16 protein-coding genes and 1 tRNA gene are annotated in these 19173 nt (G+C 62.1%); 7 read left to right on the plus strand and 10 right to left on the minus strand.

What is annotated here, in order from left to right:
• Positions 1-121: 121 nt before the first annotated feature.
• Complete coding sequence (locus tag RS897_RS02930) at positions 122-2566, minus strand: heavy metal translocating P-type ATPase (protein WP_315835108.1); 2445 nt, start codon at positions 2564-2566, stop codon at positions 122-124.
• Between the two features lie 53 nt (positions 2567-2619).
• On the opposite strand from RS897_RS02930, the gene RS897_RS02935 reads away from it, so the two are divergent.
• From RS897_RS02935 to RS897_RS02945, 3 genes are all read left to right on the plus strand, one after another.
• Positions 2620-2895 carry a metal-sensitive transcriptional regulator gene (locus RS897_RS02935; RefSeq protein ID WP_315835109.1) on the plus strand — a complete coding sequence of 92 codons (276 nt, stop codon included), beginning with the start codon at positions 2620-2622 and terminating at the stop codon, positions 2893-2895.
• A 174-nt stretch (positions 2896-3069) separates the two neighbouring features.
• Positions 3070-5472, plus strand: a complete 2403-nt coding sequence (locus RS897_RS02940; protein WP_315835110.1) for a bifunctional diguanylate cyclase/phosphodiesterase — start codon at positions 3070-3072, stop codon at positions 5470-5472.
• Between the two features lie 156 nt (positions 5473-5628).
• Positions 5629-8031 carry a bifunctional diguanylate cyclase/phosphodiesterase gene (locus tag RS897_RS02945; RefSeq protein WP_315835111.1) on the plus strand — a complete coding sequence of 801 codons (2403 nt, stop codon included), beginning with the start codon at positions 5629-5631 and terminating at the stop codon, positions 8029-8031.
• A 100-nt stretch (positions 8032-8131) separates the two neighbouring features.
• Here the strand turns inward: RS897_RS02945 and RS897_RS02950 are convergent, their stop codons facing one another.
• From RS897_RS02950 to RS897_RS02975, 6 genes are all read right to left on the minus strand, one after another.
• Positions 8132-8812 carry an AAA family ATPase gene (locus tag RS897_RS02950; RefSeq protein ID WP_315835112.1) on the minus strand — a complete coding sequence of 227 codons (681 nt, stop codon included), beginning with the start codon at positions 8810-8812 and terminating at the stop codon, positions 8132-8134.
• A 201-nt stretch (positions 8813-9013) separates the two neighbouring features.
• Entirely contained in the window at positions 9014-9340 is a 327-nt protein-coding gene (locus RS897_RS02955) for a hypothetical protein (RefSeq protein ID WP_315835113.1), read from the minus strand.
• An 81-nt stretch (positions 9341-9421) separates the two neighbouring features.
• Complete coding sequence (locus tag RS897_RS02960) at positions 9422-9775, minus strand: hypothetical protein (RefSeq protein WP_315835114.1); 354 nt, start codon at positions 9773-9775, stop codon at positions 9422-9424.
• A gap of 202 nt (positions 9776-9977) precedes the next feature.
• Positions 9978-10054: transfer RNA gene (locus RS897_RS02965), tRNA-His, on the minus strand.
• Positions 10055-10259: 205 nt separating this feature from the next.
• A complete protein-coding gene (locus tag RS897_RS02970; RefSeq protein WP_315835115.1) occupies positions 10260-10697 on the minus strand; it encodes a phasin in 438 nt (145 codons plus the stop codon).
• Between the two features lie 202 nt (positions 10698-10899).
• Positions 10900-11274 carry a phasin family protein gene (locus RS897_RS02975; protein ID WP_315835116.1) on the minus strand — a complete coding sequence of 125 codons (375 nt, stop codon included), beginning with the start codon at positions 11272-11274 and terminating at the stop codon, positions 10900-10902.
• Positions 11275-11634: 360 nt separating this feature from the next.
• Between RS897_RS02975 and RS897_RS02980 the strand changes: the two genes are divergently transcribed.
• The 4 genes from RS897_RS02980 (at position 11635) to RS897_RS02995 (ending at position 17598) form a co-directional block, all read left to right on the plus strand.
• The gene (locus tag RS897_RS02980; RefSeq protein WP_315835117.1) at positions 11635-15411 is read left to right on the plus strand and encodes a PAS domain-containing protein; all 3777 of its coding nucleotides are present in this window, start codon (positions 11635-11637) and stop codon (positions 15409-15411) included.
• Positions 15412-15614: 203 nt separating this feature from the next.
• The gene (locus tag RS897_RS02985) at positions 15615-16565 is read left to right on the plus strand and encodes a hypothetical protein (protein ID WP_315835118.1); all 951 of its coding nucleotides are present in this window, start codon (positions 15615-15617) and stop codon (positions 16563-16565) included.
• Between the two features lie 171 nt (positions 16566-16736).
• Complete coding sequence (locus RS897_RS02990; RefSeq protein ID WP_315835119.1) at positions 16737-17159, plus strand: hypothetical protein; 423 nt, start codon at positions 16737-16739, stop codon at positions 17157-17159.
• 301 nt (positions 17160-17460) lie between these two features.
• Complete coding sequence (locus RS897_RS02995) at positions 17461-17598, plus strand: hypothetical protein (RefSeq protein WP_315835120.1); 138 nt, start codon at positions 17461-17463, stop codon at positions 17596-17598.
• Between the two features lie 247 nt (positions 17599-17845).
• On the opposite strand, the gene RS897_RS03000 is transcribed toward RS897_RS02995, so the two are convergent.
• From RS897_RS03000 to RS897_RS03010, 3 genes are all read right to left on the minus strand, one after another.
• A complete protein-coding gene (locus RS897_RS03000) occupies positions 17846-17992 on the minus strand; it encodes a hypothetical protein (RefSeq protein ID WP_315835121.1) in 147 nt (48 codons plus the stop codon).
• A gap of 105 nt (positions 17993-18097) precedes the next feature.
• The gene (locus RS897_RS03005; RefSeq protein WP_315835122.1) at positions 18098-18574 is read right to left on the minus strand and encodes a MaoC family dehydratase; all 477 of its coding nucleotides are present in this window, start codon (positions 18572-18574) and stop codon (positions 18098-18100) included.
• Positions 18575-18624: 50 nt separating this feature from the next.
• On the minus strand, positions 18625-19083 hold the full coding sequence (locus RS897_RS03010; RefSeq protein WP_315835123.1) for a MaoC family dehydratase: 459 nt from the start codon (positions 19081-19083) through the stop codon (positions 18625-18627).
• Between the last annotated feature and the right edge of the window lie 90 nt (positions 19084-19173).

Below are 19173 nucleotides of genomic sequence, written 5' to 3' on the forward strand. Positions count from 1 at the left end.
TGCAATTTTTCAATGTATTTAATGCGCTATGCGCAGTATTCGGCGCCGCTGATTGCGGCGCACACAAACCAGCGGCTGCGAAAGGCATTCTATAAGCCAGCTTCCACTTCGCTGGAACGCGTTAAATCCGCAGCCGCGCCAACCGCAACGCATTGCCGATGACGCTGACCGACGACAACGCCATCGCAGCCGCGCCCACCATCGGCGACAGCAGCAGCCCGAACAAGGGATAGAGCACGCCGGCGGCGACCGGAACACCCGCCGCGTTATAGACGAACGCAAACGTCAGGTTCTGACGGATATTGCGCATCGTCGCCTTCGACAGGTTCCGCGCCTGCACCAGTCCGCCGAGATCGCCGCGCAACAGCGTGATCCCCGCGCTCTCGATGGCGACATCCGTTCCCCCACCCATCGCGATGCCCACATCGGCGCTCGCCAGCGCTGGCGCATCGTTGACGCCATCGCCGACCATGGCGACACAACGCCCCTCCGACTTCAGCCGCTCGACCACCGCCCCCTTGCGCTCCGGCAGCACGCCGGCCTCGACCTCGTCGAGACCGAGGTCGCGCGCGACCGCCTGTGCCGTGGTTACGTGATCACCGGTCAGCATGATGATGCGCAGCCCCTCGCGGCGCAGCGCATCCAGAGCCGCCCGGGCGCTGGCCTTGATCGGATCGGCGATCGCGATCAGGCCGACGGCCGCGCCATCGACAGCCACATGGATCACCGTGGCCCCGTTCTCGCGCTGCGCGCGGGCGGTAGCCTCGAGCGCGTCGATCTCAATGCCGCGTTCGCGCATCAGCGCGGCATTGCCGAGCGCCACCGTCCGGCCGTCGATCTCTCCCGATGCGCCCTTGCCCGCGAGCGCATCGAAATTCCTGACTTCACTCAAGTGAACATGGCGCTGCTCCGCCGCCGCCAGAATGGCATGCGCCAGGGGATGTTCGCTGGCGCGCTCGACGCTGGCCGCAAGCCGCAGTAACTCGGCTTCATCGATTCCGTCTGCCGCAATCAGCGCCACGACCTTCGGCTTGCCTTCGGTCAGGGTGCCGGTCTTGTCGATCACCAGCGTATCGACGCGCTCCATCCGCTCCAGCGCATCGGCGTCACGGATCAATATTCCGGCCCGCGCCCCGCGGCCGACCCCCACCATGATCGACATCGGTGTCGCGAGACCGAGCGCACAAGGGCAGGCAATAATCAGCACGGTAACCGCGGCAACCAGACCGAACGTCAACCGCGGTTCGGGGCCGAACAGCCCCCAGGCGACAAAAGCCAGCAGCGCGACCGCGATCACCGCAGGCACGAACCAGCCAGCCACGCGATCTGCCAATCGCTGGATCGGCGCCCGCGAACGCTGCGCCCGGCTGACCATATCGACGATCCGCGCCAGCATGGTGTCGCGACCGACCTTCTCGGCGCGCATCACCAGACCGCCGCTCTGATTAAGCGTGCCGCCGATCACCCCCGCACCATCTGCCTTGGCCACCGGCATTGATTCGCCGGTCACCATCGACTCGTCGATATTGGAGCGCCCCTCCACAATGATGCCATCGACTGGAATCTTTTCACCCGGACGCACCCGCAGCAAATCTCCAACCGCAACCTGGTCAAGCGCGATGTCCTCGTCGCCTCGGTCGGCCACGCGCCGCGCGGTCTTTGGCGCAAGCCCAAGCAACGTCTTGATCGCACCGGACGTTCGCTCGCGCGCGCGCAGTTCCAGCACCTGGCCAAGCAGGACCAGCACGGTGATGACGGCAGCCGCTTCGAAATACACGGCGACCGCACCATGGTGATCCCGAAACGCCTGCGGAAACCATTGCGGGACGAGGGTCGCGACAAGGCTGTAGAGCCAGGCGACGCCCGTCCCCATCGCGATCAGCGTGAACATATTGAGATTGCGTGTTACCAGCGATCGGAAACCACGGACAAAAAACGGCGCGCCGGCCCACGCCACCACCGGCGTCGCCAACGCGAACAACACCCAATTGGCATAGGGTGCAGGGATGAGTTCAATGCCGGCGACGTGTGCCGCCATGTCGACGATCACAACAGGAATGGTCAAAGCAAGCGCGGTCCAGAACCGGCGCGTCATGTCGATCAGTTCCGGATCCGGCGCGTCATCGAGCGAGACCTGCTCAGGCTCGAGGGCCATGCCGCAGATCGGACAGGCGCCGGGACCGACCTGGCGCACCTCCGGATGCATCGGGCAGGTATAGATGGCGTCTTTCGCAACGGGCTGCGCCGCTGCTGCCTGCGGTTTGCTTCGCACCGGCGGCTTGCGCGCCAGAATAGCCTCCGGATCGGCTTCGAACTTGGTGCGGCAGCCGCCGAAGCAGAAGTAATAGTCCTGTCCGTTATGACTAGCGTGATGTTTCGCCGTCCCGGGATCGACACTCATGCCGCAGACCGGGTCGATCGCTTTTGAGACCTGGGCCGGCGCATCGTGACCGTGCTGATGGTGATGAGCGTGGCTGGCATGATCGTGCCGTCCGGCGCTGGATGCCCCCTGGCCATGACCCTCATGGCCGCAACAGCCTTCTTGCTTAGTCCCGGACGCCGCCATCTCGCACTCCCGTGGCACTTGAAATTAATACCCTATGGGGGTATATAGTATCCATGCGAAATGAGATCAAGTCATCCTGCCTGAAACGACTGAAACGTATCGAGGGCCAGATCCGCGGCCTCGCCGGCATGGTCGAGGACGATCGTTATTGCATCGACATCGTGACGCAGATTACAGCCGCACGCGCTGCCTTGCGCCGGGTCGAGGAAGAAATCCTGCGCGATCATGTGGCTCATTGCGTCGAACACGCGATTTCGTCCGGCGACAAAGCGGATCAACGGCGCAAGATCGCGGAATTGATGGATGTCGTCAGCCGCGCCGATCGGTGATCGGCGTGAAATCGATATGGTTTACGAAATATAACCGCCCCGGCGGCAGGCGCCCCGAATGAAACGGTTTACCCTGCTGTGTGATGCCAGCCGAAAAGCCAGCATTCGTTTACCGCCCGTTACGCGCTTTTGCTTATACGTGATCGCTCAACAAAAAGCTTTTGCGGTAAGCTCATGTTCAAAGTTTATAATTGCATTGTAACGGCCCACGATTTCAATCTGGTGCTATTGGCCGCGATCGTCTGCGCTCTCGCTTCAGTTGCCGCCCTCAACATTCTCCAACATGCACGCGCCTCGAAAGGCCAGATGCAGGGCGTCTGGCTCAGTGTTGCGGCTCTCTCGACCGGCACCGGCATCTGGGCGACACATTTCATCGCCATGCTCGCATTCTCGCCCGGCATTCCCAGCGGTTATAATATCGTTCTCACCGTGGGATCACTGCTGGCAGCTGTCCTACTGACCGGTACGGGCCTCGCGATCTCGATCATGCCGATCGGACGGATTGCTCCGTGGCTTGGCGGCAGCATCATCGGCGGCGGCATCGCCACGATGCACTACACCGGGATGGCCGCCTTCGAAATTCAGGGCTTCATGATCTGGGACACTGCGCTCGTCGTGGCCTCGATCGCGCTCGGAACACTGATCGGTGCACTCGCCCTTGCCACCGGACTGCGCGACGCCTCACGGCGATCGAAGAACTTCGGCGCGCTCCTGCTCACGCTCGCGATCGTCAGCCATCACTTTACGGCGATGGGAGCGGTGTCGATCATTCCGGATCCGGCCATCGCAATTTCCCCGTCAGCCGTCCCGACCATCTGGCTTGCAATCGGTGTCGCGATCGCTAGCTTCACCATCATCGTCCTGGCGCTGGCCGGCCTCTGGTTGGATATTCACGACCAGAACCGCTCCGAACGCGAAACCCAGCGCATGCAGAGCCTGGCGGACGCCGCCGTGGAAGGATTGATTCTCAGCCATGGCGATCAAATCGTCACGGTTAACAACAGCTTTGCTCGACTGGCGGGCCACGATCAGGAACAGCTTGCGCGCATCAGTCTTTCGACCTGTTTCCCGGATGTCGGCCTGCTCGCCAAGCTGAAAGCGTCGTCCGAACAGCCGATCGAAACAGAACTGCGGCACCGCAACGGGGCGAAAGTTCCGGTCGAAGTCCTGTTGCGCTCGATGGAGTATGGAGGTCAGCCGCATCATGTCATGGCGGTGCGTGATCTGCGTGCGCGCAAGGAAGCAGAGCGCCACATCCGCTATCTCGCGCACCACGACGCATTGACCGCACTTCCCAATCGCAGCCAGTTCAATGCAAAGCTGGATCAGGAGATATTGCTTGCACAGGACCGCGGCGAGAAGCTCGCGGTGCTTTGTCTCGACCTGGATCGTTTCAAGGAAGTCAACGACCTGTTCGGTCATGCCGCCGGCGACAAAGTTCTGCAGGCTGTTGCCGCACGCGTCACGCGGGTTCTCGGCGATCGGCAATTGATGGCGCGTCTGGGCGGCGACGAGTTCGCCGTGCTGGTGCCGGCGCTTACGCATCCATCCGCCGCCGGACGGCTGGCTGAAAAAATCCTGGAATCCCTGCGCGACAAATCCGAAGACAGCGACGTCGAGGAGATCTCCAGCAGCATCGGCATCGCCGTATATCCCGACGATGCGATCGACCGCGAGGATCTTCTCAATCATGCCGACACGGCGCTCTATCGCGCCAAGACCGAGGGGCGGGCCATATTCCGCTTCTTTGAAGCAAAAATGGGTCTTGAAGTCCGCGACCGCCGCGAACTTGAGCACGACCTGCGTCACGCCACGGCACGGGGAGAGCTCAGCCTGGTGTACCAACCGCAGCGGAACATCCGGACCGGTGAAGCGACCGGCTTCGAGGCGCTGCTGCGCTGGAAACATTCCACGCGCGGTGCGATTTCACCCGCCACGTTCATTCCGATTGCCGAGGAAACCGGCGCCATTCTGGAGATCGGCGGCTGGGTGCTGCGCGAGGCTTGTCGTGAGGCCGCTTCGTGGGAGCAGCCTCTGACGATCGCGATCAACGTGTCGGCCGTGCAAATTCACAGCGCAAATTTCGTACAGCTGGTCCACCAGACCCTGCTGAATACTGGCCTGTCGCCCCACCGGCTGGAGCTTGAGATCACCGAAACGGCGCTGGTGCGGGACCTGAACCGCGCGTTGGCGACGTTGCGCCAGATCAAGGCACTCGGCATCCGGATTGCCATGGATGACTTCGGAACCGGCTACTCGTCATTGTCCAATCTGCGCGCCTTCCCGTTCGACAAGATCAAGATCGATCGTTCCTTCATCGCATCGGTCCACTCCAACGAGCAGGCGGCAACCATTGTGCGAGCCGTGCTCGGTCTGGGCCGCGGCCTCGGTCTACCGGTACTTGCCGAAGGCGTCGAAACCGGCGACGAACTGCAATTCCTGCAAGGTGAATTCTGCGACGCAGTGCAGGGGTATTTGGTCGGGCGCCCCTCCGCGATCACCGAATTTCGCAACCTGACGCACGACGAACCGGATTATCAGGAGCGCCCCGCGATGGCCGATATCAAGGTGGCATAACTGCCCGCCGACAGATCGCGCCAATTTTACGGTTCGCCAAAAACAACGATTCACCGTATCGCGGAACGCCGCCGGCCTTTCGGGTTCTATTTACCTTACGTTACGCGTTTGGCGCCCTAGATGGCGAGGACAGCTTCCCTCGGCGCGGTAAAGTGTATGTTCAGAGTTTATAGCGGAATCGTCACCGCCCACGATTTCAATCTGGTGGTGCTCGCGATCGTCATCTGCGCCCTGGCTTCCTTCGCGGCCATCAATCTGCTCCGACATGCCCACAACTCAAGCGGCCGCACGCGAAACATCTGGCTCGGCGTTGCCGCCATTTCGACCGGCTCGGGCATCTGGGCCACTCATTTTATCGCAATGCTGTCCTTTAGTCCGGGCATTCCAAGCGGCTATAACATCGTTCTCACCATCGGATCCCTGCTGGCAGTTATCCTGCTAACCGGCGCTGGGCTCACTGTCTCCGTCATCCCGAACCAGCGGGCGGCACCCTATGCCGGCGGCGCCATCGTTGGCACAGGTATTGCCGCAATGTATCAGCTGGGCATGGCCGCCTTCGAGATCCAGGGCACCATCCAGTGGGACCGGACACTGATCGCCAATTCACTCCTGCTCGCAATACTGGCGAGTGCCGCCGCAATCGCCGCCGGACTGCGCGGGAAGTCGTTCAAATGGAAGTGTTACGGTGCGCTGCTGCTGACGCTGGCAATCATCAGCCATCACTTCACGGCCTTGGGCGCCGCATCGATCGTTCCCGATCCAGCTATCGCAATCTCCCCTCTGGCTATCCCCACCGCTTGGCTCGCCGTAGGCGTGGCGGCCTCCAGCTTCGTCATCATCCTGTTGGCACTGGCTGGCGCTTGGCTCGACAACCACGACCGGCGGCGCTCAGAGCTCGAAACCGATCGCATGCAAAGCTTGGCTGACGCCGCCGTCGAAGGCCTGGTGCTGAGCCACGACAACAAGATCGTCACCGTCAACAACAGCTTCGCCCAATTGATCGGCTACCCGCAGGAACAATTCGTCCATGCCGATCTTGCGACATATTTTCCAGACACCGACCTGCACGCCAAGCTGCTGTCCACCTCCGGCCAGTTGATCGAAACCGAGTTGCGGCACCGCGACGGCGCGCTGCTGCCGGTTGAAGTGCTTTTGCGGGCGATGGAGTATGCAGGACGCCCCCATCACGTCATCGCGGTGCGCGACCTGCGCGCACGCAAGGAAGCCGAAAGGCACATCCGGTACCTCGCGCACCATGACGTCTTGACGTCTTTGCCAAACCGCAGCCATTTCAACAGCCGATTGGAACAAGAGATACCGCTCGCCCAAAACCGCGACGAGAAACTCGCGGTGCTGTGTCTCGATCTAGACCGCTTCAAGGAGGTCAACGACCTGTTCGGACACGCTGCCGGAGATAAGGTGCTGCAAGCCGTCGCCTCGCGCGTGACGGCGGTGCTCGGCGAACGGCACATGATGGCGCGGCTGGGCGGCGACGAATTCGCCATTCTGATGCCGGGGCTCGCTCATCCTTCGGCAGCCGGGCGGCTGGCCGAAAAAATTCAGGAAGCGCTTCGCGACGGGCGGGACGGATCCGGTGTCGAAGATATCTCTTGCAGCATCGGCATTGCCGTGTGCCCCGACGATGCGATCGACCGGCAGGAACTTCTGACTCACGCTGATACCGCGCTCTATCGCGCCAAAGTGGAAGGTCGCGCCACTTTTCGTTTCTTCGAAGCGAAGATGGGAATCGAAGTCCGCGACCGGCGTGAGCTCGAGCATGATCTGCGTCACGCCACGATGCGTGGCGAATTGAAACTCGTCTACCAGCCTCAGCAGGATCTCCAGAGCGGAGTGGTCAGCGGATTTGAAGCACTGCTGCGGTGGAATCATCCGCTTCGCGGCGCCATCTCGCCGGCGACTTTCATTCCAATCGCCGAAGAAACCGGAGCGATTCTCGAAATCGGCACGTGGGTGCTGCGGGAAGCCTGCCGCGAGGCCGCCTCATGGCGCCAGCCGCTGATGATCGCCGTCAACGTCTCCGCGGTGCAGATTCACAGCGCAAACCTGGTCCAGACGGTTCACCAGATTCTGCTCGAAACCGGTCTTTCTCCGGGCCGGCTGGAGCTCGAGATTACCGAGACCGCGCTGGTGCGCGACCTGAATCGGGCATTGATGACGTTGCGCCAGATCAAGGCGCTGGGCATCCGCATCGCCATGGACGATTTCGGCACCGGCTATTCTTCGCTGTCGAATTTGCGGGCGTTTCCGTTCGACAAAATCAAGATCGATCGCTCTTTCATCGCGTCGGTCCATTCCAATGAACAGGCGGCGACCATCGTTCGTGCCGTGCTCGGACTTGGCCGCGGCCTCGGCCTGCCGGTCCTGGCGGAAGGCGTGGAGACCGGCGACGAACTGGAATTCCTGCAAGGCGAGGCCTGCGATGAAGTGCAGGGCTACTTGTTCGGCCGGCCGTCCGCAATCACGGAGTTCCGCGAACTGACGCACGACGACGCCAGTTCGCATGATCGTGGCGCAGCCACCGGCATCAAGGTTGCTTGAGACATTTTCGCGGGCATGCAGCTGCCGAAAGCGACTCGTAACGCACAAATGAAAAACGCGCGATCTCCGCGCGTTTTTTCCTCCGATTTTCTGGTTCTTGTCAGGCCGCCTGCTTGTGCATGGCCCCGGTGCTCGACGCCGTGCCACGAATGGCCTTTATCGAACGTTCGATCGCAGACCAGAGCCGCCCGATTTCGCCCGCCGCACGGCCGTCCGGATTGTATTCGCGAGCGCCTTCGCCATGCGCGAGAGCCAACAGCAGATCGGCGCGATTCGTCACCTGACCGCCCCACACCGGCGCGCGGAATTTCGCCAGCGCTTCACGCGCCATCGTCACGATCGGGCTTTCCTGATCGTTGCGAAGCGCAGGCGCACCGTTGATCACCACCGCATAAGGCTTGCGGGCCGAGCGGCAGGAGGAAATGGTTTCCTGCACGGCGTTGACGTCGAACACGCCGGGACGCGCCGGAATAACCACCATCGTCGCGTTGCTGATGGCATCGTCGACAACGGCTGACACATTGGGCGGCGTATCGATGAAGACCCATTCGAAGCCGTTGCGCTTGGCGGCAGCGACCAGTTCGCTGACCGAGCGCGACGCAACTCTGATCGGCGGCTCGTTGGTGCCGCGCAGCTTCTGCCACAGCGACAGTGATCCCTGCGGATCGGCATCGATGAGAAGACAAGGTTTGGATGTTTTGTGGACATGGGCCGCAAGATGTGCGGCGAGAGTACTCTTTCCCGAGCCCCCCTTACGCGAAGCAAAAACAATAACGTTCATAGCTTAGCCTCCAGATTGACCCCAGAAGCGAAAAATGAATCAATTTTTTGATTCGTTAAAGAAAAATATCAGTTGCAAGTCTTGCCGACGCCGATTTGTGCAAATCCTCGACATTTGAGTCACATCGTGCGGCGCAATGCAGATTGTGGCAGAAAATTGATTTAGCTCGCGCACGGACACCGGCCGACACGAAATCGCGTTTCAGCCATTCGCGCGCGGCCCGTTCGCTTTGGGGCGCTGCCGTTGCATCCATTTGCGCTCGATAAAACCCAGCATCGTGGCCATCGGCTTCTGCAGCACCGGAACATCCTGCGCGATCAAAATCAGACCGAGCGGCAGCATCCACAGGCCAAGCACCGGCAGGAAGCTCAACACCCCGCCGACAACCAGCAGGAGCGCCACGGGAACACGTACGTAGAAAGACGCAGGCTGCCGCAGCCAGTGAACGAACCGCGCCGGACGCGGCGGCAGCTTCTGTTCGAACCAAGCGAAATGGCGATCGAGTTCGGCTTTGTGGTCGATGGTCAAGGATCGTTCCTCCCGACCAGGAGATGTGCCTCGCTTCAGCCCCCACAACGTGGCGCGATGTCGCGCAGATCGACGAAACGATCAGATCTGCGTGACGTCCCGCACCTCGCAGGCGCCATCTGCGGCCTGTGTATCGACAAATCCGAAACTGATTTTCTTGAAGGTATGTTCGGTTTTCGCCTTCAGGGGGCCCGCGATGGTCTGCTGGATCTCGGTCACCTTGCCGGTGCTCTTGGTCGTGAATACGCACCTGACCTTGATGTCCTTCACGGCGAAGGCGTTGTCGTTGCTGATCGTGATGTCGGCAATCCCGATCTTGTTGTAACTGCCCTTCTTGAAAACCTGTTTGACGACCTTGACGTTCGCCGGATCCGCGACGGCGGCTCCGATGCCCACCAGAAACATGGCCGCCACGATGGATGTGGCCCTGATCATCTTCGACCTCGTTGCGATTGATGCTGCGCAACACGCCGCAGTCCGGACATGCTGTCAATTGCAATCATGCATTGGGCACCTCACCGCCGCATGCGGCTCTTCGCAGCAGTGCAGTCCATAGCCAAGCGCTGATGTCGGACCGGTCGCCCGGCATTCCGAGGGTGATGAGGAGCAACCGAAGGCGGATACGAAATGACCGCGGTGGTACAGTTGGGTGGGCTCGAACCACCGACCTCCTGTTCCACAGACAGGCGCTCTAACCAACTGAGCTACAACTGCATTCCTGATCGCGCCAAGGGGCGCATCCAGACCGGCCGGGGCCAAAAAGGCCCGCGAACGGGGCGGAAACTATGAGCATCGCTGCGCTTTGGCAAGGCCGTTAGCCCCCTTTGGCGAACGATCTTGCCCGCGATTTGCAAGAAAAAGCCCGGGCACCGGCCCGGGCTTTCAACACAATGAAAAAGGCCCGAAATCAGGCCTGTGGTCAGACGACCGGCCGGAAGGCCTTGGCCGCGCTGGCCTTGATCGGCTCGGCGGTCTCGGTGGCAACCTTCTTGCCGAGCTCCATCAGATCCTTGGACTGGGCGGTCAGAACCTCGAACTGCTTGCGGGTATGGGTGTTGATCAGTTCAAAGGCCTCGGGAACCGACTTCGAGCCCATCAGGGCCTGGACGAAATCGAACGCCTGGTCGGTGTTGGTCTTGGTATTCTCAATCAGCTTGGCGGTGTAGTCGCTCGCGCCCTTGGTGGCCGACTGATAGGAGGCCTCGATCGCGCCATTGTTGGCTTCGGCAGCTTCCTTGAGCTTCTGATAGCCGTCGCGCGCCTGGGCGAGGCCCTTTTCGGCGAACGCGCGCATGCCCTCTGGAAATTCGGTGAAGGAGGTCGGGGAAAATGAGAACGGATCGGCCTTGAAAACCATGGTGCGTATCCTTCATCGAACGGGTTTTATGTGAAACCCATCCGGTGGCGACGCCAACAGCACGGGCCGGTCGCGGGAGTGGGCTTTGGGAGCCCTTGCCAAGCCGCGATTGCCAAAGATTACATCAAAATTTTGTGCATTGCAACATTTCGTTGCAACGCACAAACGCATGGCCCTTCGGCGGAATGAGAAGGAAGCGGGCTTATTTGGTCTTTGTGACATCCATGGCGGCCCGGGTAACGGCCTGACCGATTTCGCTGGCCTGTTCGGCGAATACCCGCATCTGGTTCTGCACGTATTCGCTGTGCAATTTCATGACCTCGGTGAGATCGCCAGCCTTCAGCAACCGCTCGGCATAGTCCAGCGACGACGCGACATTCTTCTCTGCGAAGGTAATGGCTTTGACGCTGAGGTCCTTGGCCCCGACGCGAACCGCTTCGTTGCGTCCCTCCAGCGAGCTCGCCGCCTGCTGGGCCGAACTCAGGAACGTCTCGAAAGCCTTGCGTGCCTGGTCAAAACTGGCCTCCGCCATCGACCGCAACTCCTTGGGGATTTCAAACCGGTTATTCTGGTCCATCGCTTCGCTCCCTGTCGCCGCTGATGATTGCGTATCGATTGACGAGCGGGCGTCCATCAATCGTTTTTGGGGGAGGCGCTGCCGACCCCGCCATACGGCCATCGTGGGCATTTGAGTTTGTTTTGCAACACCTCAACGCGGTGCAGGCCGACAGGGTCCTTGCAGCCGCAAAATTAAGGATATCGGGGGTTTAAGCAGCTTTCGGCGCCGGGAAGACGTGGACCTCGCCGTGACAGCCCTTTACTAAGATTTTATTAAGGCTGTTTACCTTATGGCCGCCAGCATCGGGGGCCACGATGCTGTATGCCACGTCGACATGTCGGCGCCGGCCGAGACGATTTGGGACCGTTCGATCGAACCATGCCGATCAATGAAGCCGAATTTCAGGTCCGGGGTGTCCGAGATCCGCAACTTGCTGATCACGCCACCAGTGCCCTGCCGGTGTGGCTCTGGGCCAGCGACGGCACGCGCATTCTCTGGGCCAACCCCGCCGGCGCCGCCATATTCGGCGCGCGCAACAGCACGGCCCTTGCCGCGCGCACGTTCGGTCCGGCCGATCAGCACCGCCGCCAGGTCGCACGCCTTGCCGGACACCTGGCGCTCAACGGCGCCCCACGCCTGGAGCGTCTGCGCGGCTTCGGCACGGCGCTCGGTCTGCTTGTCACTTGCGCCTGCGCGCGACTGGTGTTTACCGGTGGCGGCATCGGCATCCTGGTCGCAGCGCTCGCGCCGGTCGGCCGAACGATCGCCTACGACGATCGCGTGGAACGGCTGGTTGATGACATCGATGCTCCGGTCGCAGCGTTCGCACGCGAAGGCGGATTGATCGCCGCCAACCGCACGGCTGTGCCGTTGTTTACAGCCAATCTTGCCGGACTGGGGCTCGATGCAGCGCGCCATGACGCGCTTCGCGACGGCCGGGCAAACGCAAAAATCTCCATCGGCCATGTCGAGCTGTACCGTGTGGGGCAAGGCGCAGAGACCACGCTGCTCGCGTTCGTGACACCGGTGGCACAGGCTCCCGCCGCGACAGTGTCCACCGTGGAAGCCGCAGACGAACAGGGCCTGGATATTGCCGCCGGGTCGCCACCGTGGCCTCTGCAGTCGCTGGACGATCTCGAATCGTCGCCCGCATCCACACCGCAACCCATTGCTGTCATCCCGCAAGCGGTGCCCGCTGCCGCCCGCTCTCTGGATGCACCGCCAGCGGTTCAGGCCGGTGCGATACCTGCGCGCGACGGCGCCGACACGATCATGACGGCCGCAGATGTCGCCCCCAGACTTCAAGCTCTCGCCGATCGACTCGCGGAGTTTGCGGGATGGAAAACGACGGCCCCCGTCGAAGCCTCCGCATCCCGACATGACGCCATCATCACCCCGGCGTCGCCTGCCACAGTGGATTCGCCATCGCAGGGTGATCCGGTGCAGCGGCCGACCGACTCGCCACGCGAGAACGAAATCGCGAGCCCGATTGTCCCGTGGGATACCGTCGCCGATATCGCAACGCCGGACGTTCCAGCGGCCTTTCAAAAGCTCGCAGATCGGCTGGCGGAGGTTGCAGGGTCCACGGATGCTCCGTCGAGCGAACACCTCGTCGAGGTGCCCTCCTCTGAACCGGTCGCTTTAGATGGAGCGGCCCCAGTGATCATCCCCGAACCGCCCGTGCCGCCGGCGACGGTCGACGATCCCAGCGATACGCCGGCCGATCGACCGCGCGAACCGCACGCGGCGAACCCGGATGTTCCCAGTCAGGCTGCGGAGGAGGCCCCAACGGCTGTCCTCCCTCTTCTCGATGAACAACCGCTGACGGCGCGTCGGCATCCGCTGCGGTTCAGGTGGCAGATGGATGCCGAAGGTCGTTTCTCACTCGGTTCCGACGAGTTTTCCCGCCTGATTGGCCCGCGGACCGCAACCGCTTTCGGACGTTTGTGGAGTGAAATCGCGGAGGTCTTCGGCCTGGATCCGGGCGGCCAGGTCCAGGCTGCGATCGCCACGCGTGACACATGGAGTGGAATCACGGTCAACTGGCCTGCGGACGATGCAGGCGGGCGCCTGCCGGTCGAACTGTCCGGATTGCCGGTCTACGACCGCAACAAGAAATTTTCAGGCTATCGCGGCTTCGGCGTATGTCGCGATCTGGAAGCTCTGGCCAACCTGGCGGCGCAGCGTCGACACGACGCTCTACATCCCGCGCCGTTGCTGCGAGAGACGCAAGCCATGACGCACGACTTCGGCACCAACGACATCCGCGCAAAAGACAGCGCTCCCGATATCGCGCTTTCTTCACCATCAACGGAAACGGACCATCCTGTGGAATCACCCCCGAACGTCGTGCCGTTCCGGCCCGCAACCGATCTGAAGACACCGACCCTGACGCCGGTGGAGAACAATGCATTCAACGAGTTGGCGCGACAACTCGCGTCGCGGCTCGATACCGAACGGCTCGAACTCGATGCGCGAGACAAAGCCCCGGTCATCTCTCCGGAATTGTTCGCTGACGCGGCTGTCGACCCCGATGTCGCCCCGCCCGGAGATCAGCCGGCATCGACTCCCACAGCCACATCGGACAACCAACGAGCAGCACCTCTGCATGCCCCCATGCCGCCGCCACAGGGCGAGTCCCGCCGCGATACGCTGCTTTACGATCGCATTCCCGTCGGCATTCTGATCTATCGCCTCGACCGGCTGCTCTATGCCAACAAGGCTTTCCTTGATCGCGTCGGATACGCCGACCTGCAGGCGCTAGCGGCCGCAGGCGGGCTTGATGCGCTCTATGTCGAACCGGGCGTGGACGGCGGCGGCAGTGTGTCCGACGAAGGCACTCCGGTGAAGATCGCCGCCACCGGACACGGCGACATGCCGACCGAGGCGCGGCTGCACAGTATGTCCTGGGACGGAGATGCGGCACATGCGCTGATTTTCGCGGCGCCCCACACCAAACCGGCCGGCACGGCTCCGATCGCCGCTCCGCCTGCCGCCATCCCGATAGTGCCGACCGCAGAGATCGATACCCGCGCCGAAGAGCTCGGCACGATCCTCGATGCGACCGACGACGGCATTCTGATCTTCGGTGCCGACGGCGGCATCCTGACCTGCAATCGCGGCGCCGAAATCCTGTTCGGACATGATGACCGTGACATCGTTCAACACAACCTGACCGACATGTTCGCACCGGACGATCATGCCGCCGTGCGCGATGATTTCGCGGGCCTCAAGGCCGGACACCGTCCGCAGTGCCGCAAGGTCAGAGGCCGTGCACGCAACGGCGACACGCCTGCGTTGTCCCTGACCATAGGCCGGACGACGGCCAACGGTGAGCGCTTCTTCGCCATTTGCCGCACGCTTGCGCCCTCCGGGATTGCTGAAGCGCAAAGAGCCGAAGCTCCGGCAGCCGAATCCGATACGACGGCCAAACGGCAGACGGAACGCGCGGCCAACGCCCGCGCCGACATCCTGGCCCGGATCAGCCATGAAGTCCGCACCCCGCTGAATTCGATCATCGGGTTTACCGACGTGATGATCGAGGAGCGCTTCGGGGCACTCGGCAACGAGCGGTATGTTGCCTATATGAGGGATATTCGAGCGGCGGGTGAGCGCGTGCTTGCAATCATCAGCGACCTGCTCGATCTCTCCCGTGCCGAAACCGGCAAGCTCGACCTGACGTTCGCACGGCAGGACCTCAACGACATGGTCGAGAAATGCGTCACCATCATGCAGCCGCAGGCCAACCGCGAGCGCATCATCATTCGCACCTCGCTGGCTCACGCGCTGCCGCCGGTGACGGCGGACGCTAGCGCCTTGCGCCAGATCGTGCTGAACCTGGTGGGCAACTCCATCCATGTCGCACGTGCCGGCGGCCAGGTCATCGTCTCGACCGCGCTGACCGATCTCGGCGACGTGGTGCTGCGGATTCGCGACACCGGCCGCGGTCTCAATCACAGCGAGATGGAAGCTGCGCTTGAACAATTCCGGCAGCCGGCCTCCGATCAGCTCGCCCAGGATAATGTCGGCATCAATCTGTCGCTGACCCGGGCTCTGGTCGAAGCCAATCAGGCGCAATTCCATATCAAGTCCGCGCCCCAGTCGGGCACGCTGGTCGAGGTCGCGTTTACGCCGAAGACCGCGCAGGCGGTCTGAGCAGATCATGGGCAGCGCGCCGGCTTGCGTCGTGCTGCCGCAGGGCTCTCGCCGCGGAATCCCAATCACAACCCTCTCGGGCGCGCGCCGCGCCACAATTGCACCATCAACCGTTGGAACAAGTTGATCTCGCCGAGAGCTTTCTACATTTTCGAATGCCCAATACCGCGCCTTGCGCACATGACATGCAAACGACAGTGACGATGCCGCCCCCCGAGAGCCGCGCCCGACGTCTAACACCTCTGGTCCTGCTGCTATCGACCGCATGTGTGCTGGTCGCGTCACCAAGACCATCCGTCGCTGCCGAAGACCCCTGGGCGTTTCTCAGGAGCGCGCAGCCCGACACGCCAGCCGAGCCGCAGGACGATCCCGCCGAGACTCTGGAGCTGACCTCCGCGCCCGAAAGCGGGGATGCGCTGGTGCCGGACCCTGCGACCGTCGACTGGAGCGCCCTGAACAACGATGCCGGGGAACTGCGGGGCACACCGGGCCGGCCGACACCGGGCAACGGCGCTCGCAAGTCCGATGCCTCGGCATGGTCGCGCAACATCAGTCCCGAGGGCTTCTCGGCGGTCATCGTCAAGCAAGCGGTGACGCCGTTCTGGGATACGCGGGTCGGCGCCGATCTCAATGTCGCGGGACAGCCCTACCTGCTGGCACCGCTGCCGGAAAAACTCGCCACCGACCCGCGTCTCTCGCAATCGTCCGGCGCGGCCTGGGCTGCGATGACAGCACCCGGGCTCGGTTCACTCTGGGACAAGACCGCGATCGAGGCCCGGGTCGATCCCGCGCAGGATCGGAGCAAGGTCGGCACCACAATCAGCAAATCGCTGCCGATCGAGGGCGACGCCTATTCGCTGACGCTTCAAAGCGGCTACAACATCATCGAACAATCGCTGGTCCCGATCGTTGGCATCAACGGCCGTACCGCGCGCAATTACGAACTCGACCGCTCCGCCAAGTTCAATATCACCGGCACTGGCACCAGCTTCACGGCGGGCCAGTCACTGTCCACGACCGACGACAAATGGCTGAGAAACGTCGGCGCCGAACAGAAGTTGTTCGGCGGCATCAGCGTCAACGGATCGGTCAGTGAGACCTTGAGCGGCAACCTTAACAAAAGCCTAACCGCCGGCTTCAAGAGCACCTGGTAGCGAAAGCGAATTCAGCTTGAAAATGCGGCTATCCGATTGATTTCGAAGGATTGCCGGACCCCTGCCCCACATTGGCCGCGGTATGGTCAAAATCGGCTGGACTGATGGGTCCGTAACTTCGTCGTGCGGGGGACAATCCGCGCTCGCTCCTAGCGAAACAAGGAAAAGCCGATGAATGCCATTCGACCAGAGAAAACCGAAGCGCCTGAAACCGACGCCAATCTCGCCGCCGTCACGGAAGTGGAGGCCGGGATTCGGGATTTCGTTCGCAATGATGTCGCCTATCTGCGACGACCCGCGGTGGAGACCATGACCAGCACCGACACACCACCTCTGGATGCCACCGCCGAAGCCACCGTCAGCAACGTCAACTCGCTGATCCAGCGCGTGGCCGGCACCTCGCTGACCGAGATCGAAAACCTGGTCTCCGAACTCGAGGCGTTGCGCGACCTTCTGCACAGCGAGGGCCAGCGCGTCCAGCGCGAGATCGCCGGCTATGCCCAGCTCAGCCAGCAGGCCATGAAGTCGACCCGCATGATCGCGGACAATGTCGCGCAGTGGAAACGCGCAGCGGAAAACGTTCGCCAGACGTAAGGCCCGGCGTCCGCACCGACCGACGCTTCTTAAGCCCGCAGTCCTCTCTCGAACTGATCCGCCGCCTTTCCCGAGGGAAGTGCGGCGGTTTCTGTTTCGGCTCGCCGCGATGGCAGGCGACCAGTCGGCGGCGCCTTGAACCTCAACACCTCTGTTCGCGACAAACGTCGACGCTGCGGGCATCGCTGCGGCGAACACGCGACTTTATTTATTACACGGAACTTCGCTTGCCGAATCTGTATTCGCCTCCAGGACAAAACCCTAGGGCATGCGGTCGCGACGTTTGCACTGGGGGCTTTTCGTGAAAACTATTCGGCCGAACAATTCCGATCCCATACCGTTGCCGAAATCATCGCCCCGCATGGGCAAGATCATCGTGCGCTTTGTGGCGCTGCTGGTTGTGGCGGTGCTGCTGCTGGCCTTCGCCTGGAGCCGCTGATCTTCAACCTCATGAATTCCTGCGAGCGGCCTTTGGTCCGCATCTCCCACCATGAGGCCCACTTTGGCTCGCCTCATCACACAAGGCGCTACGCCGCTGATCGGATTTCTCCGATTGCAGTCAGGCGTTGGCTCTCAACTCGGGTTATCAGGGGAGATCCAGCCTATGCTGGACGCACGGCGCCGTTCAGGCGGACCCGTGTCTGTCGGCGGCTTTCAGTCAGACAGACGCGCTCGACAGGGAGACATCAGCGGGACGCAGCAACCGGCGCGCCGTCGAGCGTATAGTGACCGTCGGCCTGGCTCTTGACCACCTGCACGGTCGCGAACATCACCGCCAGCGTCACGGTGGCGAAGACGAAGCCAACAAATTTCAATCCGGCGCGATCGGCCATGGGTCTGTTCTCATTTCCTGGCGTTTGAGTCGGGCGACGAACCTCAAAGGTTCAACATGCCCGGTCCCGTCAGGCCACATTCTGACTAAAATCTTAACGAGAGGTTTAACCAATCCGGCGGGGGATGAAGGCCGTTGCCAGGAAGGTAAACACAAGCTCACCACGCTGGTTTTCAGCGCTGTTTCGGGCCTGCAGGATGCCCCACTCCGGCTTCGAGGCCGAGGTCCGCAGCGACACGATCTCCGATGAATAGGTTAACGTGTCGCCGGCCATCACCGGTTTCAGCCACTTCAATTCGCGAAATCCGGGCGACGGACCGGGGGCGGGCTCGACCACGCCCCTGGCCGCGGACTGCTCCACCACGCGACGATTGCGGGCGACGATCAGCTTCATGCCGACCGATCCGACATGCCAGCCGGACGCACAGAGTCCGCCGAACAGCGACTTGCGGCCGGCTTCCTCGTCCAGGTGGAACGGCTGCGGATCGAACTGCCGCGCGAACGCCTTGATCAGCTCGGCAGTGAACGTGAACGAGCCGAGCTCGCTGCGCTCGCCGACCTGCATGTCATCGAAATAGGGCATGATCGCTGCTTCTGCTTTTCAACGCGTCTCAGGGCTCATCAGGTCTTGAATCAGGTCTTGGGCAACGCGTCGCGCCGCTGGAACATCGCCGGCCATTTCGCGTCCAGCAGCACCTGCCCCGACGCGTTGAGAATCTTGGCGCGAAACGTGACGATACCGAGCTGCGGACGATTTTTGGACGCGCGAGCTTCCAGCACGGTTATGTCGAGGGTGATGTCATCCCCGGGCCGCAGCGGCGCCACCCAGTTCAGTTCGTCCATCCCGGGACCGCCCATCGACGCCGCGCGATGCAGGAAACCATCATACAGCATCCGCATCATGATGGAGCACAGATGCCATCCCGACGCCGCTAGGCCCTGCAGCATCGAGCGCTTCGCCGCTTCCTCATCGAGGTGCATCGGCTGTGGATCATACTCCGCCGCGAACGCGATGATTTCCTCCCGCGTCACATGGCGGGGGCCAAAAGTGCCGAAATGGCCGGGCTGAAAGTCTTCGAAAGTCAGTGTCATGGCAGGGGATGGCTCTCAAGATGGCCCGATTGTGGCCGTTATTGGCGGCAATCTCAAGCAATCCGGTGCACGGAGCGGGTCCGCAATCTT

Source organism: Bradyrhizobium prioriisuperbiae, from assembly GCF_032397745.1.
Classification (GTDB): domain Bacteria; phylum Pseudomonadota; class Alphaproteobacteria; order Rhizobiales; family Xanthobacteraceae; genus Bradyrhizobium_A; species Bradyrhizobium_A prioriisuperbiae.

Coding starts and splice junctions, on each gene's coding strand:
- RS897_RS02930 (WP_315835108.1), bottom strand. CDS start 2,566: ATGGCGGCGTCCGGGACTAAGCAAGAAGGCTGTTGCGGCCATGAGGGT.
- RS897_RS02935 (WP_315835109.1), top strand. CDS start 2,620: ATGCGAAATGAGATCAAGTCATCCTGCCTGAAACGACTGAAACGTATC.
- RS897_RS02940 (WP_315835110.1), top strand. CDS start 3,070: ATGTTCAAAGTTTATAATTGCATTGTAACGGCCCACGATTTCAATCTG.
- RS897_RS02945 (WP_315835111.1), top strand. CDS start 5,629: ATGTTCAGAGTTTATAGCGGAATCGTCACCGCCCACGATTTCAATCTG.
- RS897_RS02950 (WP_315835112.1), bottom strand. CDS start 8,812: ATGAACGTTATTGTTTTTGCTTCGCGTAAGGGGGGCTCGGGAAAGAGT.
- RS897_RS02960 (WP_315835114.1), bottom strand. CDS start 9,775: ATGATCAGGGCCACATCCATCGTGGCGGCCATGTTTCTGGTGGGCATC.
- RS897_RS02970 (WP_315835115.1), bottom strand. CDS start 10,697: ATGGTTTTCAAGGCCGATCCGTTCTCATTTTCCCCGACCTCCTTCACC.
- RS897_RS02975 (WP_315835116.1), bottom strand. CDS start 11,274: ATGGACCAGAATAACCGGTTTGAAATCCCCAAGGAGTTGCGGTCGATG.
- RS897_RS02980 (WP_315835117.1), top strand. CDS start 11,635: ATGCCGATCAATGAAGCCGAATTTCAGGTCCGGGGTGTCCGAGATCCG.
- RS897_RS02985 (WP_315835118.1), top strand. CDS start 15,615: ATGCCGCCCCCCGAGAGCCGCGCCCGACGTCTAACACCTCTGGTCCTG.
- RS897_RS02990 (WP_315835119.1), top strand. CDS start 16,737: ATGAATGCCATTCGACCAGAGAAAACCGAAGCGCCTGAAACCGACGCC.
- RS897_RS03000 (WP_315835121.1), bottom strand. CDS start 17,992: ATGGCCGATCGCGCCGGATTGAAATTTGTTGGCTTCGTCTTCGCCACC.
- RS897_RS03005 (WP_315835122.1), bottom strand. CDS start 18,574: ATGCCCTATTTCGATGACATGCAGGTCGGCGAGCGCAGCGAGCTCGGC.
- RS897_RS03010 (WP_315835123.1), bottom strand. CDS start 19,083: ATGACACTGACTTTCGAAGACTTTCAGCCCGGCCATTTCGGCACTTTT.